The 17,026-nt window shown below is 73.5% G+C and carries 17 protein-coding genes; 7 read left to right on the forward strand and 10 right to left on the reverse strand.

Going from position 1 to position 17,026, the window contains the following annotated elements; genetic code table 11:
* The first annotated feature begins 194 nt into the window (after positions 1-194).
* Positions 195-488 carry a type II toxin-antitoxin system Phd/YefM family antitoxin gene (locus ABZ801_RS32915; protein WP_360705380.1) on the forward strand — a complete coding sequence of 98 codons (294 nt, stop codon included), beginning with the start codon at positions 195-197 and terminating at the stop codon, positions 486-488.
* Between the two features lie 103 nt (positions 489-591).
* Here the strand turns inward: ABZ801_RS32915 and ABZ801_RS32920 are convergent, their stop codons facing one another.
* Complete coding sequence (locus tag ABZ801_RS32920; protein WP_360705383.1) at positions 592-1,173, reverse strand: helix-turn-helix domain-containing protein; 582 nt, start codon at positions 1,171-1,173, stop codon at positions 592-594.
* Between the two features lie 202 nt (positions 1,174-1,375).
* On the opposite strand from ABZ801_RS32920, the gene ABZ801_RS32925 reads away from it, so the two are divergent.
* A complete protein-coding gene (locus ABZ801_RS32925) occupies positions 1,376-2,512 on the forward strand; it encodes an alcohol dehydrogenase catalytic domain-containing protein (RefSeq protein WP_360705386.1) in 1,137 nt (378 codons plus the stop codon).
* A 199-nt stretch (positions 2,513-2,711) separates the two neighbouring features.
* On the forward strand, positions 2,712-3,614 hold the full coding sequence (locus ABZ801_RS32930) for a helix-turn-helix transcriptional regulator (protein ID WP_360705388.1): 903 nt from the start codon (positions 2,712-2,714) through the stop codon (positions 3,612-3,614).
* Between the two features lie 16 nt (positions 3,615-3,630).
* Here ABZ801_RS32930 and ABZ801_RS32935 read toward each other — a convergent pair whose 3' ends face one another.
* The 6 genes from ABZ801_RS32935 to ABZ801_RS32960 all read right to left on the reverse strand — a co-directional run bounded on the left by ABZ801_RS32935 (position 3,631) and on the right by ABZ801_RS32960 (position 8,841).
* A complete protein-coding gene (locus ABZ801_RS32935; protein WP_360705391.1) occupies positions 3,631-4,446 on the reverse strand; it encodes a glycerophosphodiester phosphodiesterase in 816 nt (271 codons plus the stop codon).
* 68 nt (positions 4,447-4,514) lie between these two features.
* Entirely contained in the window at positions 4,515-5,081 is a 567-nt protein-coding gene (locus ABZ801_RS32940; RefSeq protein WP_344946293.1) for a TrmH family RNA methyltransferase, read from the reverse strand.
* Complete coding sequence (locus ABZ801_RS32945; RefSeq protein WP_360705394.1) at positions 5,078-5,695, reverse strand: methyltransferase; 618 nt, start codon at positions 5,693-5,695, stop codon at positions 5,078-5,080. The genes ABZ801_RS32940 and ABZ801_RS32945 overlap by 4 nt, the downstream gene beginning before the upstream one ends.
* A gap of 115 nt (positions 5,696-5,810) precedes the next feature.
* Positions 5,811-6,761 (reverse strand): VWA domain-containing protein, encoded by a 951-nt coding sequence (locus ABZ801_RS32950; protein ID WP_344946287.1) that lies wholly within the window; start codon positions 6,759-6,761, stop codon positions 5,811-5,813.
* Entirely contained in the window at positions 6,758-7,834 is a 1,077-nt protein-coding gene (locus ABZ801_RS32955; protein WP_360705398.1) for a DUF58 domain-containing protein, read from the reverse strand. The genes ABZ801_RS32950 and ABZ801_RS32955 overlap by 4 nt, the downstream gene beginning before the upstream one ends.
* Positions 7,831-8,841: a MoxR family ATPase gene (locus ABZ801_RS32960; RefSeq protein WP_344946282.1), complete on the reverse strand. Its 1,011-nt coding sequence runs from the start codon at positions 8,839-8,841 to the stop codon at positions 7,831-7,833. The genes ABZ801_RS32955 and ABZ801_RS32960 overlap by 4 nt, the downstream gene beginning before the upstream one ends.
* A gap of 1,009 nt (positions 8,842-9,850) precedes the next feature.
* Here ABZ801_RS32960 and ABZ801_RS32965 point away from each other — a divergent pair.
* On the forward strand, positions 9,851-10,528 hold the full coding sequence (locus ABZ801_RS32965) for a LysE family translocator (protein ID WP_344946279.1): 678 nt from the start codon (positions 9,851-9,853) through the stop codon (positions 10,526-10,528).
* 31 nt (positions 10,529-10,559) lie between these two features.
* Here the strand turns inward: ABZ801_RS32965 and ABZ801_RS32970 are convergent, their stop codons facing one another.
* Positions 10,560-11,792: an MFS transporter gene (locus ABZ801_RS32970; protein ID WP_344946276.1), complete on the reverse strand. Its 1,233-nt coding sequence runs from the start codon at positions 11,790-11,792 to the stop codon at positions 10,560-10,562.
* Between the two features lie 55 nt (positions 11,793-11,847).
* Between ABZ801_RS32970 and ABZ801_RS32975 the strand changes: the two genes are divergently transcribed.
* Positions 11,848-12,501 carry a TetR family transcriptional regulator gene (locus ABZ801_RS32975; protein WP_344946273.1) on the forward strand — a complete coding sequence of 218 codons (654 nt, stop codon included), beginning with the start codon at positions 11,848-11,850 and terminating at the stop codon, positions 12,499-12,501.
* A 28-nt stretch (positions 12,502-12,529) separates the two neighbouring features.
* Here ABZ801_RS32975 and ABZ801_RS32980 read toward each other — a convergent pair whose 3' ends face one another.
* Together ABZ801_RS32980 and ABZ801_RS32985 are read right to left on the reverse strand one after the other, a co-directional pair.
* A complete protein-coding gene (locus ABZ801_RS32980; RefSeq protein WP_360705404.1) occupies positions 12,530-13,477 on the reverse strand; it encodes a hypothetical protein in 948 nt (315 codons plus the stop codon).
* 173 nt (positions 13,478-13,650) lie between these two features.
* Entirely contained in the window at positions 13,651-14,517 is an 867-nt protein-coding gene (locus ABZ801_RS32985) for a tyrosine-protein phosphatase (RefSeq protein ID WP_360705407.1), read from the reverse strand.
* 402 nt (positions 14,518-14,919) lie between these two features.
* Between ABZ801_RS32985 and ABZ801_RS32990 the strand changes: the two genes are divergently transcribed.
* The gene (locus ABZ801_RS32990; RefSeq protein ID WP_360705410.1) at positions 14,920-16,053 is read left to right on the forward strand and encodes an acyl-CoA desaturase; all 1,134 of its coding nucleotides are present in this window, start codon (positions 14,920-14,922) and stop codon (positions 16,051-16,053) included.
* Positions 16,054-16,158: 105 nt separating this feature from the next.
* A complete protein-coding gene (locus ABZ801_RS32995) occupies positions 16,159-16,971 on the forward strand; it encodes a DNA-formamidopyrimidine glycosylase family protein (RefSeq protein ID WP_360705413.1) in 813 nt (270 codons plus the stop codon).
* Positions 16,972-17,026: the final 55 nt, after the last annotated feature.

A 17,026-nucleotide genomic window follows, 5' to 3' on the forward strand; every position in this document is an offset into this window, starting at 1 on the left:
CCACCGCCGTGCGGCTCCTGCCCACGTACGTCGCCGGCCCGGACCGTGCCTCGCCGATGCCCTGCGTGAGCCGTCCGTGCATGAATCCTCCCGAAGATCATCTGTACGTACTGTACATTTCGGAGTCGAGCCTACGTTCGGGCCGCAGGAGAGGACAGGGAAGTTCGCCGTAAGATGAACATGTGGAGAAGCCGGTGACGGAGGCACGCGCGGAGTTCGCCGACCTGGTGAACCGGGTCGCCTACTCCGGGGAGCGCATCGCGCTCACCCGGCGGGGAAAGGTCATGGCTGCCCTGGTGTCGGCCGAGGACCTCGAGCTGCTGGAGAGCCTGCGGGAGGGGCGCCTCCACCTCATCCAGACCGGCCTGTCCGGCGTGGAGGAGCGCCCGGAGCCGCAGTCCGCGCCCCAACCCCACCACGCCCCACTGCGCATCGCTGCCCAGTACCGCCCTCCCGGCGGCCCCCAACGCCCCGGCTTCACCCGCTGAGCCCCCCGCCCGGCCGACGACGGCTGAAAAGCACGGCTGCGGAGATCGTGATCGCTCGACGCTCATGTACGCACGTGAGCGGGAGTGCTGCGCGGTGGCGGCGTCAGCCGACGGCGCTGTGGACGAGCCGTTCGAGCTGGGCGGCGACGTGGTCGAGGGCGGTGATGTCGCGTTGGGCGCGGCAGATCGCGACGGTGCCTTCGACGGAGGCTACGACGAGGGTGGCGATCTGGTCGGCTTGGTGGGGGTCGGCGCCATGGTCGCGTAGTGACGCGGCGAGCAGGCGCTGCCAGGCGGCGAATACTTCCGCGGCGGCCCGGGCGGCTTCCGGGTCGGCGTCGGCGGGGGGTTCTTCCACGGCGACGGCCAGGACGGGGCAGCCGGCGCGGAAGTCGCTGTCGAGCACCGTCTGGCGCCACAGGGCCAGGAAGGCGCGCAGCCCGGCGGCCGGTCCGGCCTTCAGCTCCTGTTCGAGGATCCCGGCGACGAGGTCGCCGGCGTAGCGGACGGCTTCGGCGGCCAGCTGCTGCTTGCCGCGGGGGAAGTAGTGGTAGGTCGACCCGAGCGGGGCGCCGGAGTGCCCGGCCAGGTCGCGGACGGTACTGCCGGCCAGGCCGCGCCGCCGGATCAGGTCGGCGGCCCCAGCGATGATCTTCTGCCGGGACGCGCCTGTGCGCCGGGTCACGTTGCCTCCCTCTCGTTATGACGGTCGTTATAGTCTAGCCTCCACTTCTGGTTATAACGCTCGTCATAACCAGTGGTGAAGATCCAACCAGGGAGGGGCTCGTGCCGAAGATCCAGCTCACCGTCCCGGCCGGGGCGTTGACCGGACAGGGCCGCCGCGGCGTCCAGGCCCGCGCCCTGGTCCCGAGTCTGCGGGGCGGCGCATGAGAGAACTGGTGTTCCTGCGCAGCGGCAAGCTCGCCTGGCGGGAACGGGACGCTCCCGTTCTGGCCGGTCCGGGTGATGCGCTCGTGCGGCCGTTCCTGGTCGGCCGGTGCGACGGCGACACCCTGCCGATCCACCGGCCGGTCTCCCGCGCCCTGCAGGCCGGCATCGCCCTGGGCGTGGTGGATCCGGTGGTGGCGTGCGTGTGCGGGCCGGTGCCGTTCCGCGGGCCGTTCGCGATCGGCCACGAGTGCGTCGCCCAGGTCGTCGCCGTCGGCGCGGACGTCACCTCGGTGAAGGTCGGGCAGACGGTGGTGGTGCCGTGGGCGGTCTCCTGCGGCACCTGCCCACCCTGCCGCCGCGGCCTCACCTCCAAATGCGCCACCACCGCGGACGGACGGGTTCTGGCCGCCTACGGGTTCGGGCCGGCCAGCGGCCCGTGGGGCGGCATGGCCGCCGACCTGATCCGCGTCCCGTACGCCGACCACATGCTCGTGCCCGTCCCGCCCGGCGTGCCCGCCGCCCGCGTCGCCGCGGCCGGCGACAACCTCGCCGACGCCTGGCGCGCCGTCATCCCGCCGCTCGCCGAACGCGACGGCGGCACCGTCCTCGTCCTGGGCGGCGGCGCCAAGAGCATCGGCCTGTACGCCGCCGGCCTGGCCGCCGCCCACGGCGCCACCGTCGACTACCTCGACGACGACCCCGAACGCCGCGCCATCGCCGAATCCCTCGGAGCCCGCGCCGCCCCCGCCCCCCGCTCCGGGCACGCCCGCCCAGCACGGGCCTACGACGTCGCAGTCGAGGCGACCTCACGCGCGTCCGGGCTGCGCACCGCCCTGCGCGCCCTGGCGCCCGGCGGGATCTGCACCGCCGTCGGCTACTACCTGGCGACCGGGACCCGCCTGCCCCTGATGCGCATGTACACCACCGACGCCACCTTGCGCCTGGGGGTCTCCCACGCCCGCGCCCTGCTGCCCGACCTGCTGGACTTCGTCCACCGCACCGGCTTCCCCGCCGAACATGTCACCACCCTGACCGCCGACTGGGACGACGCCCCGGCCGCCTACACCGCCCGCACCACCAAACTCGTCCTGGCCCGAAACCCCCTGCCGCCCACCCCAGACGGCGCGGCCTGACCAGAGCGTCCCGTCCCCTCATCAGCCTGGCCGAAGGGACAGGACGGGGATCAGGCTGCGAGGCCGAAGCCGAAGCCGGGGCCGAGGTCGAGGCGGCCGCGGCCCGAGTCATCGTCGCGTTCGCCGGAGCCGGTCCTACTACTGGCAGGGTCAGGCTCGTGGGCGCTGGTACGGGGGAGCGGCCGGGATAATGAGCGCTATGGACGATCGGGCTGGGGTGGAGGACGCGGTGGAGCCCGGTGGGCCGCCGATCGATCCGCGTGGCGAGCTCGGTGAGTTCCTGCGCAGCCGCCGGGCCCGGGTGAGGCCGGGGGACGTCGGGCTTCCGTCCAGCGGGCGGTATCGGCGGGTGCCGGGGCTGCGCCGTGAGGAGCTGGCACAGCTCGCCGGGGTGTCGGTCGCCTATCTGACGCGTCTGGAGCAGGGCCGGGGGCACAACGTGTCCGCCGAGGTGCTCGACGCCATCGCGCGGGCCCTGCGGCTGACGGACGCCGAACACGCGCATCTGACGCATCTGGTGAAGTGCCAGCGCCGGAGGAGGGACGTGCCGCCTCCACGGGACCGGGTGCGTCCCGCACTGCGGGACATGCTGACCTCCCTGGAGGGGGTGCCCGCGTACGTGACGGGCCGGCGCACGGACATCCTGGCCTGGAACGCGATGGCGGGGGCCGTGTTCGGCGACTGGGACCGGCTGCCGCCCCACGAGTGCAACTGGGCCCGGCTGGTGTTCCTGCGGCCCGACCAGCGGCGCCTGTTCGCGGACTGGGAGGCGATGGCGGCAGACGTCGTCGGTGCCCTGCGCCTGTACGCGGGGTGCCAACCGGACGATCCCGGACTGGCGGCGCTGGTGGGTGATCTGTCGGTGCGCAGCGCGGAGTTCCGCCGCCTGTGGGCGGGGCACGACGTCAAGGAGAACAGCCACGGTGTCCGGCGGCTGCGCCATCCGCTGGTGGGCGACCTCACCTTGTCGTTCGAGTCGTTCCGGCTGCCCGACGACGAGGAGCAGGTGGTGACCGTCTACCACGCCCCCGCGGGGTCCGCGGCGGCGGAGAGCCTGCGGCTGCTGGCCGGCTGGGGCGCGGACGCGGCCGTCACCGGTTAGCGGGGGCCGGCGGGCCTCAGTGGCCGTTGGGCGAGGCGGGGATGGGGCGCCAGAGGCCGCGGGCGGTCATGATGTCGCGCAGGGCGAGCAGGTCGTCGGTCATGATGCCGTCGACGCCCAGGTCGAGGAGGCGTTCCATCTCGGCGGGGTGGTTGACGGTCCAGGCGTGGACCTGCAGGCCGAGATCGTGGGCCTGGGCGACGAAGGACTCGGTGACGAACGGGACCGGCCCCAGCCCGTGGGGGACCTGGGCGCAGGCGATTCCGGTGGCGGCCAGGCGGACGAGCTTGGCGGTGGGGCCGCCGTAGGACTTGGCGCGCAGCGCCATGACGCCGCGGGGGCCGAGCGCCATGCACACGTCCTTGTCGGTGAACAGCGGCAGGCGGGCGCGCATCTGGGCCAGCCTGCGCGTGGAGAAGGAGGTGATGCAGATCCGGTCCCAGGCCTTGGTGCGGTGCAGGGCGCGGGCGAGGGGGCCGATGACGGGGGCGTCCTTGAGGTCGATGTTGAAGCGGGCCTCGGGGAAGGAGCCGAGCAGGTCGTCCAGGCGGGGGATGGGCTCGGTGCCGTGGATGCGGGCCTTGGCGACCTCGGCGTAGGGGAGGCGGGCGATGGTGCCGCGGCGGTCGGTGACGCGGTCGAGGGTGCGGTCGTGGAAGGCGACGACGACGCCGTCGGCGGTGGCGTGCGCGTCGGTCTCCAGGTAGCGGTAGCCGAGGTCGACGGCGCGCTGGAAGGCGGCCATGGAGTTCTCGGGACGGCCGGCGGCCCCGCCGCGGTGGGCGAAGGCGATGGGGCCGTCGTGGTCGAGGAATGCGTAGGTGCGCCGCACGTCCCGATTATCGCCGTCCGGCGCGGCCATACGCGATCTTCCCCGACCCAGGGTGTCACCTTACTTTGTCAAGGCGTAGGGTCGTGGGCCCACTCCCGGCGACGCGCCTCGGCGAGGGCGATGGCCGTGGCGACGGCGACGTTGAGGGAGCCGACGCGGCCGATCTGGGGGATGTAGGCGACGGCGTCGGCGGCGGCCAGCAGGGCGGGGGAGCAGCCGTGGTCCTCGCCGCCCACGGCCAGGCACACGTCGCCGTCGAGCGGGGCCTCGTGCAGGGGCTGGGCGTCGCCGGTGAGTTCGATCGCGACCAGGCGCAGGCCCGCCTCGCGCACGGCGTCGGCGGCCTGGGCGGCGGTTCCCGCGTGCTCCCAGGGGACGAGCCGTTCGCTGCCCAGGGCGGTCTTGCCGACGGCGCGGTGGTCGGGTGTGGTGGCGTTGCCGGCCAGCCAGAGGTGCTCGACGCCGAAGGCGGCGGCGCTGCGCAGGATGGAGCCGAGGTTGAACGGCTGGGTGACCGACTCGACCAGCAGCCCCAGGCGCGCGTCGGTGCGGCGGCGCCAGTCGCGGTTGAGGCGCTTGACGTCGGTGGGGCGCAGTTGCCGGCGGGTGGGCGCGGCGGTCTGCGGCTTGCTCATGGGGCTTGACCTTCCTGCGTTCGGGCGGACACGGCGAGGACCCGGTAGGCGGAGCGGGAGGCGATCCGCTCGGTGGGGAAGCCCTGGTCGTTCAGCCAGCGCTGCAGGGAGTCCGAGCCGAGGTGCTTCTGGACGACCAGGTGGGCGCGGCCGCCGGGGGTGAGGCGGGGCAGCCAGGTGAGCAGCAGGTCGTGCAGGGCCTTCTTGCCGATGCGGATCGGCGGGTTGGACCAGATCGCGTCGTAGCGGAGCCCGGGGTCGATCTCGTCCGCCAAGCAGAACCTTACATTGTCAAGGCCCGCGCTTGTGGCGTTCTGCTCAGCCAGTTCCAAGGCCCGGCGATTCACATCCACGCCCCAAACATTCGCCTGGGGGGAACGGGTCGCCAGGGTGAGGGCGATGGGGCCGTAGCCGCAGCCCAGGTCCAGGTGGGTGCCGGTGGTCGGGGGAGGGGGGACGGTCTCCAGCAGGATGCGCGTGCCCGGGTCGACGCGGTCGGGTGAGAACATGCCGCTGTCGGTTTCGAGCCGCAGGTGCAGGTCGGGCAGGACGAGGTCGACGGTGCGGCGGCGGCTGGCCGCCTCGGGCCGCGAGGCGAAGTAGTGTTCCCCCACGTCGGCCGACCGTACCAGCGTCGCGGGCCTGCCGCGCGCGGCGGGCGTCACCGCCGGAGTCCGCAGGGGCGCCGGAGCCGCCGTGTCGGGCGGTCTCGAACGGGCCGGGTGGCGGTCAGGGCAGGCGGGAGAACCAGGCCAGGGACGTGCCGCCGGCCGCGAGGGCGAACAGCAGGGCGATGCCGGTGAAGCGGGCCGAGACGTCGCGGTGTTCGATCTTCCAGCCGAGCGAGCTGCCGATGTTGGCGTAGACCTCGGAGAGCTGGTCGGCGTCGGTGGCCTCGTAGGCCTTGCCCTCGGTGCTCTCGGCGAGCATGCGCAGGGTCTCCTTGTTGACCGAGACGCTGGTGGTCTCGCCTTCGATGTCGACGGTGCCGTAGGGGGTGCCGAAGGCGATGGTGGACACCGGGACGTGGGCGCCGCGGGAGGCGTCGATGGCCTCGGGGACGGTGCGGCCGGTGGTGTTGTCGCCGTCGGACAGCAGCACGATGTGGGCGGGCGGGGGGTCGCCCTGGCTGGCCTGGGCGTCGAAGGAGCGGACGGCCTGCAGGGAGGTGAAGACGGCTTCGCCGATGGCGGTGCGTTTGGCCAGGACGAGCTGGTCGATGGAGGCGATGGCGGCCTGGCGGTCGGTGGAGGGGGCGGCGACGAGGTTGGCGTTGCCGGCGAAGGAGACGACGCCGACGTTGAAGCGGCCGGGCAGGTCGCGGATGAACTTCTTGGCGGCGGCCTTGGCGGCCTCGAAGCGGGTGGGGGTGACGTCGCGGGCCATCATCGACAGGGAGACGTCGACGGCGACCATGACGGTGGCGCGGTCGCGGGGGACCTTGACGCCGGTGGCGGGGCGGGCGAAGCCGATCATCATCAGCAGGATCATGCTGAGGAAGAGGGTGGCGGCGACGTGGCGGCGCCAGCCGGGGCGGCGGGGGGCGACCTGGCTGAGCAGGGCGAGGTTGGTGAAGCGGACGGTGTGGCGGCGGCGGCGCAGCTGCATGAGCACGTAGGCGGCGGCGAGCAGCGGGACCAGGGCCAGCAGCCAGAGGCGTTCGGGTGACAGGAACGTCATGGGCGCACCCCCTGGGCGGCGACGGCGCGTCCGGCGGCGCGGCGTTGGCGCAGCGCGAAGCGGGCGATGTCGGTGATCCAGTCGCGGTCGGTGCGGAGGATGAGGTGGTGGGCGCCGCAGCGGCGCAGGACGTCGCGGGTGCGTTGGCGTTGGGCGGCGGCGGCCTGTGCGTAGCGTTGGCGGGTGCGGCGGTTGAGCACGATCTCGTGGACGGTTCCGGTTTCGGGGTCGGCCATTTCGACCAGGCCGACGTCGGGGAGGTCGAGTTCGCGGGGGTCGATGATCTCGACGGCGAGGACCTGGTGGCGGGCGGCGAGGCGGCGGAGGGGGCGTTCCCAGGTGGGGTGGGGGTTGTGGAGGGCGGGGTCGGTGGGGTCGAGGAAGTCGGAGACGACGACGCGTAGGCCGCGGCGGGTCTGGCCGCGGTGCAGGGCGGTGATGGCTTGGGCGAGGTCGGGTGTGGGGGTGTGGGGGTGGGTGTCGGCGGTGGGGGTGGGTGTGTCGAGGACGGCTTGCAGGAGGGTGTACATGGCGGCTTTGCCGGTGCGGGCGGGCCAGCGGCGGAGGCCGCCGGGGCCGAGGAGGTAGGCGCCGACGCGGTCGCCGAGGCGGACGGTGAGGAAGCCGACGGCGGCGAGGGCGGCGACGGCGAGGTCGCGTTTGAGGAGGGTGGTGGTGCCGAACTGCATGCTGGGGCTGAGGTCGGTGAGGGCCCAGACCTGCAGTTCGTGGTCGGCGATGAGGTCGCGGACGTGGGGTGTGGTGGTGCGGGCGGTGACGGCCCAGTCCATGTGGCGGACGTCGTCTTCGCCGGGTTGGTAGAGGCGGGCTTCGGCGAGTTCGGTGCCGGGGCCGGGGAGCAGGCCCATGTGTTCGCCGTGCAGGAGGCCGTCGAGGCGTCGGGTGACGGCGAGTTCGAGGCGGCGGAGGGTGCGTTCGGGGGCGAGGGCGGCGAGTTTGTCGGTGCGGCGTGGGCGGGTGGGGGTGTCGGCGGGTGGGTGGAAGGCAGGTTGGGGTGCCGGGGCGGCCTGGGGTGGGGTGCCCTGGTGGGGGCGGGGTGTGGGGGTGGTCATGCGCTCACCGCGGCGCCGTGGTTCCAGACGACGCGGGGTGGGGGGACGGCGGTGAGGATCTGTGCGACGACTTCGTTGGTGTCGACGCCGTCGGCGAGGGCGTCGAAGGTGAGGACGATGCGGTGGGCCATGACGTCGCGGGCGACGGCGCGGACGTCGTCGGGCAGGACGTAGTCGCGTCCGTTGATGAGGGCGAGGGCGCGGGCGGCGGCGACGAGGCCGAGGGTGGCGCGGGGGCTGGCGCCGATTTCGATGACCTGGCGTAGGTCGGGGAGGCGGTACTGGTCGGGTTCGCGGGTGGCCATGACGAGGCGGACGATGTAGTCGGCGACCAGTTCGTGGACGGAGACTTCGGCGGCGGCGCGTTGGAGGGCGGTGAGCTGGTCGGGGTCGAGGATGGGGGTGGCCTCGGGTGGGTCGACGCTCATGCGTTGGAGGATCTGCAGTTCTTCGTGGGCGCCGGGGTAGCGGACGTCGATCTTCATGAGGAAGCGGTCGCGCTGGGCTTCGGGGAGGGGGTAGACGCCTTCGGATTCGATGGGGTTCTGGGTGGCCAGGACGATGAAGGGTTGGGGGAGGGGGTAGGTGTTGCCGCCGAGGGAGACCTGGCGTTCGGCCATGACTTCCAGGAGGGCGGACTGGACTTTGGCGGGGGCGCGGTTGATTTCGTCGGCGAGGACGAAGTTGACGAAGACGGGGCCGAGTTCGACGTCGAACTGTTCGGTGGAGGGGTGGTAGATGCGGGTGCCGACGATGTCGGAGGGGACGAGGTCGGGGGTGAACTGGAGGCGGGCGAAGGTGCCGCCGACGACGCGGGCGAGGGTGGAGACGGCGAGGGTCTTGGCGACGCCGGGGACGCCTTCGAGGAGGCAGTGGCCTTTGGCGAGGAGGGCGACGACCATGCGCTCGACCATGTGGTCCTGGCCGACGATGACTTTTTTGACCTCGCTCACGGTTTGCTGGAGGAGGGTCGCGGCCTGGTCGGCATCGTGGGCGGCGATGGTCATTGGGCGTCCTCACTGTCCTCGGAGTGGTCCCGCGGGGAGCGGCCGGGCGCTCCTTTCGACCCTACGCGATCACGTTTGCGGGGGTGTGCGGGACGTGCGGGTGTGGTGGGGTCTGGTGGTGGGTGGGGGTTGTTAGTCTGGCGGCCATGTCGAGGCCGCTGCCATCGGAGGATCCTGTTCAGCTTGGGCCGTATCGGTTGTCGGCGCGGTTGGCGGAGTCGTCTGCGGGGATCGTGTATCTGGGTGTGGATGCCGAGGGGCGGCAGGCGAGTGTGGCGGTGTTGAATTGTGGGGCCGCGGGGGATGCGGCGGCTCGGGATCGTTTTCGTGCGGCGATCGAGGCTGCGTGGCAGGGGTCTGGGGTGGGGGTTGGTGAGGGGGAGGCGGCGCCGGTGGTGGCGGCGCAGCCGGATGGTTCGGCGCCGTGGGTGGCGACGCGGTATGACGCGGATCGTCCTGATCGTGTGGGGGCGGAGCGGTTTTTGGATTCGGTGTTGTTGCGGGGTTCTTTTGGTGGGCGGTGGAATGGGCGGCGTCGGGGTCCGCAGTTTCAGCCGTATTGGTTGGGGGCGGGGGAGCCGGCGTTGGGGGAGCCTCGGTTGCGGGGGCCGGTGGGGGTGTTGCCGGGGGCGGGGCGATCGGATCGGCCGTTGGTCGCGGCGATTGTGATGTTGGCGGCGGTGTTGCTGTTGTTGGGGTTGTTGATGTTGGTGTTGTTCGCGTGTCAGCCGAGGGTGAGTGAGCCGCCGGTGCCTCCGCCGGATCCGCCGTCGCCGTCGGTGTCGCCTCCGGTGGTGCCTCCCCCGACGCAGGCGCCGCGTCCGTCGCCGAGTCCGACGTCTCCGTCGCCTTCGCCGTCTTCGCCGTCGCCGGGGCCGACGGATGGTGGGGATGGGGAGGACGGCGGCCCGGTCTGACGGGTCTGTCTGACGCCTGGTCTTTGGGGGGTGTGGCCGCGGCCGGGGGAAATGCTGTTGCGGGGTGGGGGTGGTGTGGTGAGCATGGCGGGATGCTGGAGACGTTGGTGGCGTTCACGGGTGCCGCGATGTTGATCGCGATGGCGCCGGGGCCGAGCACGATTGTGATCATGCGTGTGGCGGTGCGGTCGGGGCGTCGTGCGGGGGTGGCGGCGGTGTTGGGGAATGAGGCGGGGGTGGTGTTGTGGGGGGTCGCGGCCGCCGTGGGGTTGTCGGCGCTGCTGGTGGCGTCGCGGCTGGTGTATGACGGATTGCGGATCGTGGGTGCGGTGGTGTTGGTGTGGTTCGGTGTGCGGGCGTTGTGGGAGGCGCGTCGTCGCCGGGGTGATGAGGGGGCTGGGGGCCGGGGCGAGGGTGCGGACGTGACCGTGTCGTCTGATGCGGTTGGGGGCGGGGATTCGCTGTGGCGGTGTTTCCGCCTGGGGTTGATCACCAATGTGGCGAATCCGAAGGCGGGGGTGTTCGCGGTTTCGTTCTTGCCGCAGTTCGTTCCGGTGTCGGTGCCGACGGGGTGGCCGGTGCTGGTGATGCTGGTGGGTTTGACGGTGGTGTGGGCGTTGGTCGACGTGGTCTGGTACGGGGCGGTGCTGTGGTTGGTGGGGGCGGCCAGGCGGGTGCTGGGGCGTGCCGGGGTGCGGCGGCGGTTGGAGCAGGTGTCGGGTGTGGTGTTGATCGGGTTGGGGGTGCGCCTGGCCGCCGAGACTCGTTGACCTGTGCCCCGGGTTGCTGGGGCGGAGGGTGTCAGCGGGTGAGGCGTCCGGCGAGGGCGAACAGGGCTTGGGCGGTGAGCATGCTGGTGGCGGCGGCGATGGGCAGGGCGGCGCCGCCGTGGGTGGCCAGGAGTGCGCCGCCGAGTGCTCCGCCGCCGGACACGCCGAGGTAGACGGCGCTGCTGTTGAGGGCGAGGGCTTGGGGGGCGGCGGGTCCGGCGAGGGTGAGCAGGCGGGCGGCGGTGGGTGGGGGTACCGCCCAGGCGGCCAGTGTCCACAGCAGCAGTGGGGGCAGGGCCAGGGCCAGGTGGGTGGGGCGGGTGTGCCAGCACAGCAGCAGCACGGCCATGGTGGTGATGAACAGGGCGCCGCTGAGCAGCAGGGCGGTGGAGGGGCCCCAGCGGTCGGTGGCGCGTCCGCCGAGTTGGCCTCCGGCGATGCCGGCCAGTCCGCAGACGGCGAACACCCAGCCGAGGGTGGTGGGGCCGGTGCCGGACATGTCGCGGAGGAACGGCGCCAGGTAGGTCAGGAACAGCATGTTGCCCAGGACGGAGGCGGTGGCGGCGGCCAGTCCGGTCAGCACGGCGGGGCGTGTCAGGGGGGACAGGCGTTCGGTGAGGGTGACGGTGGGTGCGGGTGGCGGGTCGGGGAGGGTGGCGCGGACCGCGGCGAGCGCGGCCAGCCCGAGGGTGCCGCCGAGGACGAAGGCGCCCTGCCAGCCGGTGGCGGCGGCGGCCCAGGTGCCCAGGGGGACGCCGAGGACGAAGGAGCCGGACAGGCCGGTCATGACGAGGGCGAGGTAGCGGCCTTGCCGGCCTTGGGGGGCCAGTTGCGCGGCGATGGCCAGGGCGGCGGGGACGACGGTGGCGGCGGCCAGGGCCGCGGCGACGCGCAGGGCGGTCAGCTGCCAGTAGGTGGTGACCAGTGGGGCGGCCAGGTTGGCGGCGGTGAACAGCAGCAGCGCGCCGGTGAGCAGGCGGCGGCGTGGCCAGGTGGCGGCCAGGACGGCCATGAGGGGTGAGGCCAGGGCGAAGGTGAGGGAGAAGGCGGTGACCAGCTGTCCGGCGGTGGCTTCGGTGACGTGCAGGTCGGTGGCGATGGCGGGCAGGACGCCGGCGATGACGTAGTCGTCGGTGGAGAAGGCGAAGGTGGTCAGGGTGAGGGCGAGCAGCCAGCCGGGTGGCAGCCGTGCCCGCAGGCGGCGGGCCGGTGGGCGGCCGGTGCGGGGGCGTGCTGGGGTGGCCGGGGTGGGGGTGGTGGGCATGGGTGGGCTCCTGGTGGGGACACCGAATTAACGTAACGACTGTTACCTTAATAGGGTGGGGGTCGACCACGCCACCCGGTCAGCCCCCGAGGAGCCCGAGGAGCACGCCATGGCCCGGCCCCGTGACCCGCGCCGCCGCGCCGAGCTGCTGGACGCCGTCGTCGCCTACCTGACCGACCACGGCCTGTCGACGCTGTCGATGCGGCCGCTGGCCCAGCACCTGGGCCACAGCACCCGCGTGCTCACCCACCACTTCGCCGACAAGCAGGACCTTCTGGGGCAGGTTCTGGCGCGGCTGGACGAGCAGCAGCGCGAGCGTCTGCGGGCGCTGCCCGGCTGGGACGGCGAGCGGTCCATGGGCGACATCGTGCGCGACACCTGGCGCTGGCAGCTGCGCGAGGACAACCTGCCGTTCATCCGCCTGGTGCACGAGATCGAGGGCCTGGCGGCGGGCGGGCGGCTGGCCGGGCAGGTGACCCGGCTGCTGGCCGACCGCGTGGAGTTCGTCGCCGAGTCGTTCCGCGTGCGCGGAGTCCCGGCCGACCTGGCCCGCCACTACGCCACCGTGCAGAACGCCGCGTTCGCCGGGCTGCAGCTGGACTTCCTCAACACCGGCGACCGGGAACGCGCCGAGGCGGGCGTCGAGTGGCTGGCCGAGCAGGCCGACCGGTGGATCGCCGAGGCCCGCGCCCGCACCGCCGCAGGCTGATCACCCCGGGCGGGTGCGGTGAGGGGTGTCAGAAGGCCGCGGACGACCCGGACGAACCTGCGGACCCCGTGGACCCGGTGGACCCGGCGGGATCGGCGGGGATCGCCAGCGTGCGGGTCGGCGGCGTGGGCGCCTCGGGCTGCGCCCTGAGCGTCGGCCGCGCCCGCAGGCACCGGCGCATCTCCTCGGCGTAGGGCAGCGCCCCCAACAGCAGCATCGCCCCCACCAGCGCCACGCGGGTGCGCGGGGACAGCGGGTCGCGGCGTTTGGCGCGGATCGCCCAGTCGGCCGAGCGGCCGCCGGTCACCAGCGCCCGCGCCTGGTCCCAGTGCAGCACCGCCAAGAACCCCGTGGCCATCAGCGGGACGATCTCCAGCAGGCTGTGCACGTGCTGCTCGGCCGGGGTGACGCGGCGGCGCTGCTCGGCGTAGGTGACGTCCCAGTACGCGGTGGCGGTGTGCGCGCCGTAGGCGGCGGCGCACCCGGCCAGCACCCCGGCGTTGACCTCGCAGAACAGGCCCAGTGTCACCGGCACGCCCGCCTCGGCCATCATCACCGCGTGGATGAGCGACTCGCGGGCGCCGGCGGTGTCCTCGATGCGGGTGCGGCGGTGGGCGTACCAGTCGGCCAGTCCCGCGCCCAGCCACAGCGGCAGCACGCCGGCGATCAGCCAGCGGCGGGTGGCGGTCTCCACGCCCAGGCTGCGGCGCACGTCGCGAACGGTGACCGGACGGCGGGTCAGCAGGTCGGCCAGGGCGGAACGGTCCGGCGCCCGCAACGCCGCCCGCAGGGCCCGCGGCGGCCTGCGCCCCGGGCCCCGCCCCGGCAGGCGTGCCGTCAACCCCTCCGGCAGGCGTGCGGGCAGGCGTGCGGACAGCTGTGCGGGCAGGCGCGGCGGCTTGCGTGAAAGCCTGTGTGAAAGCCTGCGCGACGGCATGGCCCGGGCGGTCAGGGGCGGCTTGAGCGTCAGAGGCATCGAACGGCTCCTCCCATCGGCGGATGTCGAGCCGTCGCTACCCGCTCGCCGTCGCCGCTAACGAACGCCGGCCCGCGCCGCAGGCCGCGGCAAGGCCAGGCGTGCGGCCGGGCGAGGTGGCCGGGGAGGGGGCCGGAAGGTCGTGAGGGGAGCCGTCAGAGCCGGGAACCCGGTCAGGTCACCAGGCGGTCGCGCAGGGCGGCGGTGTCGTCGCCGGTCCAGCCGTGCCGCGCCAGCCACTCCAGCGTCCCGCCGAACTCCTCGTCCACCCGCGCCAGGAACTTCTCCATGATCGACGCGTGCGGCCGGTGGCTGTCGGCGGGACGCGAGTCCAGGTCCGCGGCGTAGGTGTCGCTGGCCCGCAGCCGCGCCAGGATCGCCTCCAGCCGTTCCCCGGTCATCGCGTAGTCGGCGACGATCGCCTCCCGCGTCACCTGCGCCACCTCCAGCGCCAGCGCGCACACCACGCCGGTGCGGTCCTTGCCCGCCGCGCAGTGCACCAGCGCCGCCCCGTCGGTGCGCGTCATCACCCGCAGCGCCGCCACGATGGAGTCGGCCCGGTCGCGCATGTAGCCCAGGTAGTGGGCGATGGAACGTTCGTGCTCGGGTCCGCCGTCGGCGCGGTTCTGCCAGGGCAGGACCTTGTCCAGGTCCACCGCGTCCGCCGTGCCCGCCGCGTCCGCCGTGCCTGCGGGGTCGCCGGTGCGGGGGGTCTGGCCGTCGGGGGTGTCGGCGGTGACGTCGGTGTACACGCCGCCTTCGGCGAACAGCGACAGGTGGTGCAGCCGCACCGACGGCACCCGCGTCAGCGGCCCCGGGCCCTCCAGGCGCACCTCGGCCTCGCTGCGCAGGTCGATCACGTTCTTCAGGGCGTGCTCGTCCAGCAGCACCCGCACGTCCTTCACCGACAGATCCTGCAGGTTGTCGGCGCGCAGCACCCGTCCCCGCCGTGTCGCGCGCCCGTCGAGCGTGGGGAGCCCGCCCAGGTCGCGGACGTTGACCGCACCGTCCAGTTCGATCCACCGAGTGCTCGCGTTCATGACTTACGACCCTATATGCCGCTTGTGCTCCCAACGGTGGGCAGGGGGCGGCCGGCGCGCGGAGGTGCCCGCGGGACGGGGGAGACGCCCCGGGGAAAGCCCAGGGAGACCTCCAGGGGAGGATTGTCCCCCCTCGCAAAGGGGGGCTGGCACCACCCCCGCAGGGGAGCGGGCCCCCGTGCGCCCCGCGCCGGGCGGCGGCAGGCTGACAGGTGCCGGTGATCACCCCGTACTTCAGGTGCAGGTCGGGCCGTCCCACCTCAGACCTGGGAGCCATACCGCGCTTGGCTCTGCGGCGGGGCGACCGTCCGGCACCCGCGCGCATAGCGTCCCCACCAGGTGATCACCACGGCGGACGACGCCGCGCACCCCGCTTTCCCATCCGCGAACCACGGAGGACTGATGCCCGCAGCCCTGCCCGCCACCGCCACCGGCCCCGCACCGGCCGGCTCAGGCGCGGACCACGCCACCAGCGCCGCAAGCGTCGGCGGCCCGGCCGGCGGCTCGTCCGGCAGCGACTTCGCGCCGCTGGCCCGCAAGGTCCGCGCCAGCGGCCTGCTGGACCGCCGCACCGGCTACTACGTGCGCGACATCGTGATCACCCTCGGCGGCACCGCCCTGACGTGGGCGGCGGTGGCCTGGGCGGGCTCGTCGTGGTGGGTGCTGGCGCTGGCGGTGCCGCTGGCGGTGCTGTCGACCCGCACCGCCTTCCTCGGCCACGACGCCGGGCACCACCAGATCACCCGCACCGCCCGCTCCGGCTGGTGGCTGGGCCTGCTGCTGGGCAACCTGCTGCTGGGCATGGGCCAGTCCTGGTGGAACGACAAGCACAACCGCCACCACGCCAACCCCAACCACGTCGGCAAGGACCCCGACGTCGGCGAAGGCGTCCTGGTGTGGACGGCCGAGCAGGCCGAGCGGCGCCGCGGCGCCTGGGCATGGCTGGCCCGCCACCAGGCCGGCGCGTTCTTCCCCCTGCTGCTGCTGGAAGGCTTCAACCTGAAGATCAGCAGCGTCCTGCACCTGCGCTCCCGCCCCGGCGACCGGCGCGGCGGGCAGACCGGCTGGCGGGACGGGCGCGGCGGGCGGCTCCTGGAGGCCGGGGTGCTGGCCGCGCACCTGGCCGGCTACCTGGCCCTGGTGTTCAGCCTCATGTCCCCCGGCAAGGCGGTGGCGTTCATCTTCATCCACCACGCGCTGTTCGGCCTGCACCTGGGCTGCGTGTTCGCCCCCAACCACAAGGGCATGGCCATGCCCGGCCCTGGCCAGCGCTGGGGCCACCTGCGCCGCCAGGTGCTCACCTCCCGCAACGTGCGCGGCGGCCTGCTCACCGACTGGCTGATGGGCGGCCTGAACTACCAGATCGAACACCACCTGTTCCCCAGCGCCCCCCGCCCCAGCCTGCGCCGCCTGCAGCCCCTGGTCCGCGCGCACTGCGCCCAGGTCGGCCTGCCCTACACCGAGACCGGCCTCGTCGACTCCTACCGGCAGGCGCTGCGGCACATGCACGACGTCGGCGCCGCCACCCGCGGCTGACCCACCGCGCGGCGTCCCCGCACGGACGAATCGGCCGTGCCCCAGCCGGGGCGGCGGCCGATTCGGGCACGTCGGAGATCACCGCCCGCCTATGCTGGGCGCGCTATGCCCGAAGGACACACCATCCACCGCCTGGCCGCCGAACACCGCAACCGGTTCGGCGGCCGGCCCGTGCGCGCCCACAGCCCCCAGGGACGCTTCGCCGACGGCGCCCGCCTCATCGACGGCCACGTCCTCGACCACGCCGACGCCCACGGCAAACACCTGCTGCTGTACTTCGCCCACGACCGCGTCCTGCACGTGCACCTGGGCATCTACGGCAAGTACACCTTCGGGCCCCTGCCCGCCCCCGCCCCCGTCGGGCAGGTCCGGCTGCGCCTGACCGGAACCGGCGACCACGCCGACCTGCGCGGCCCCAACGCCTGCGAACTGCTCGACGCCCCCCAGGTGAAACTGCTGCGCGACCGCCTGGGCCCCGACCCGCTGCGCGCCGACGCCGACCCCGACCGGGCCTGGCGCCGCATCACCCGCAGCCGCGCCCCCATCGCCCAGCTGCTGATGGACCAGTCGGTGGTCGCCGGACCCGGCAACATCTACCGCGCCGAAGTGCTGTTCCGCGGCAACGTCCACCCCGACCTGCCCGGACGCGCCCTCACCCGCCCCCAGTGGCAGGCCCTGTGGGACGACCTGGTGCTGCTGATGAACGACGGCGTGCGCACCGGCCGCATCGACACCGTCCGCCCCGAGCACACCCCCGAGGCGATGGGCCGCCCCCCGCGCATCGACGACCACGGCGGCGAGGTCTACGTCTACCGCCGCACCGGCCAGCCCTGCCTGATCTGCGGCACCGCCATCAGCGCCCGCACCCTGGCCGGACGCAACCTGTTCTGGTGCCCCACCTGCCAACCCCCCACCTGACCCCCTCCGGCAGGAGGGCGGGGAAGGGGCGTCACCCCGCCCAGCCTCGCAGGCA

Source organism: Actinomadura sp. NPDC047616 (genome assembly GCF_040642915.1).
GTDB lineage: Bacteria > Actinomycetota > Actinomycetes > Streptosporangiales > Streptosporangiaceae > Spirillospora > Spirillospora miaoliensis.

Excerpts from the sequence above, each read along its gene's own strand:
- ABZ801_RS32955 (WP_360705398.1), bottom strand. The coding sequence starts at position 7,834 with ATGACCACCCCCACACCCCGCCCCCACCAGGGCACCCCACCCCAGGCC.
- ABZ801_RS32980 (WP_360705404.1), bottom strand. The coding sequence starts at position 13,477 with ATGCCTCTGACGCTCAAGCCGCCCCTGACCGCCCGGGCCATGCCGTCG.
- ABZ801_RS32970 (WP_344946276.1), bottom strand. The coding sequence starts at position 11,792 with ATGCCCACCACCCCCACCCCGGCCACCCCAGCACGCCCCCGCACCGGC.
- ABZ801_RS32940 (WP_344946293.1), bottom strand. The coding sequence starts at position 5,081 with ATGAGCAAGCCGCAGACCGCCGCGCCCACCCGCCGGCAACTGCGCCCC.
- ABZ801_RS32965 (WP_344946279.1), top strand. The coding sequence starts at position 9,851 with ATGCTGGAGACGTTGGTGGCGTTCACGGGTGCCGCGATGTTGATCGCG.
- ABZ801_RS32985 (WP_360705407.1), bottom strand. The coding sequence starts at position 14,517 with ATGAACGCGAGCACTCGGTGGATCGAACTGGACGGTGCGGTCAACGTC.
- ABZ801_RS32925 (WP_360705386.1), top strand. The coding sequence starts at position 1,376 with ATGAGAGAACTGGTGTTCCTGCGCAGCGGCAAGCTCGCCTGGCGGGAA.
- ABZ801_RS32990 (WP_360705410.1), top strand. The coding sequence starts at position 14,920 with ATGCCCGCAGCCCTGCCCGCCACCGCCACCGGCCCCGCACCGGCCGGC.
- ABZ801_RS32950 (WP_344946287.1), bottom strand. The coding sequence starts at position 6,761 with ATGACGTTCCTGTCACCCGAACGCCTCTGGCTGCTGGCCCTGGTCCCG.
- ABZ801_RS32995 (WP_360705413.1), top strand. The coding sequence starts at position 16,159 with ATGCCCGAAGGACACACCATCCACCGCCTGGCCGCCGAACACCGCAAC.
- ABZ801_RS32930 (WP_360705388.1), top strand. The coding sequence starts at position 2,712 with ATGGACGATCGGGCTGGGGTGGAGGACGCGGTGGAGCCCGGTGGGCCG.
- ABZ801_RS32960 (WP_344946282.1), bottom strand. The coding sequence starts at position 8,841 with ATGACCATCGCCGCCCACGATGCCGACCAGGCCGCGACCCTCCTCCAG.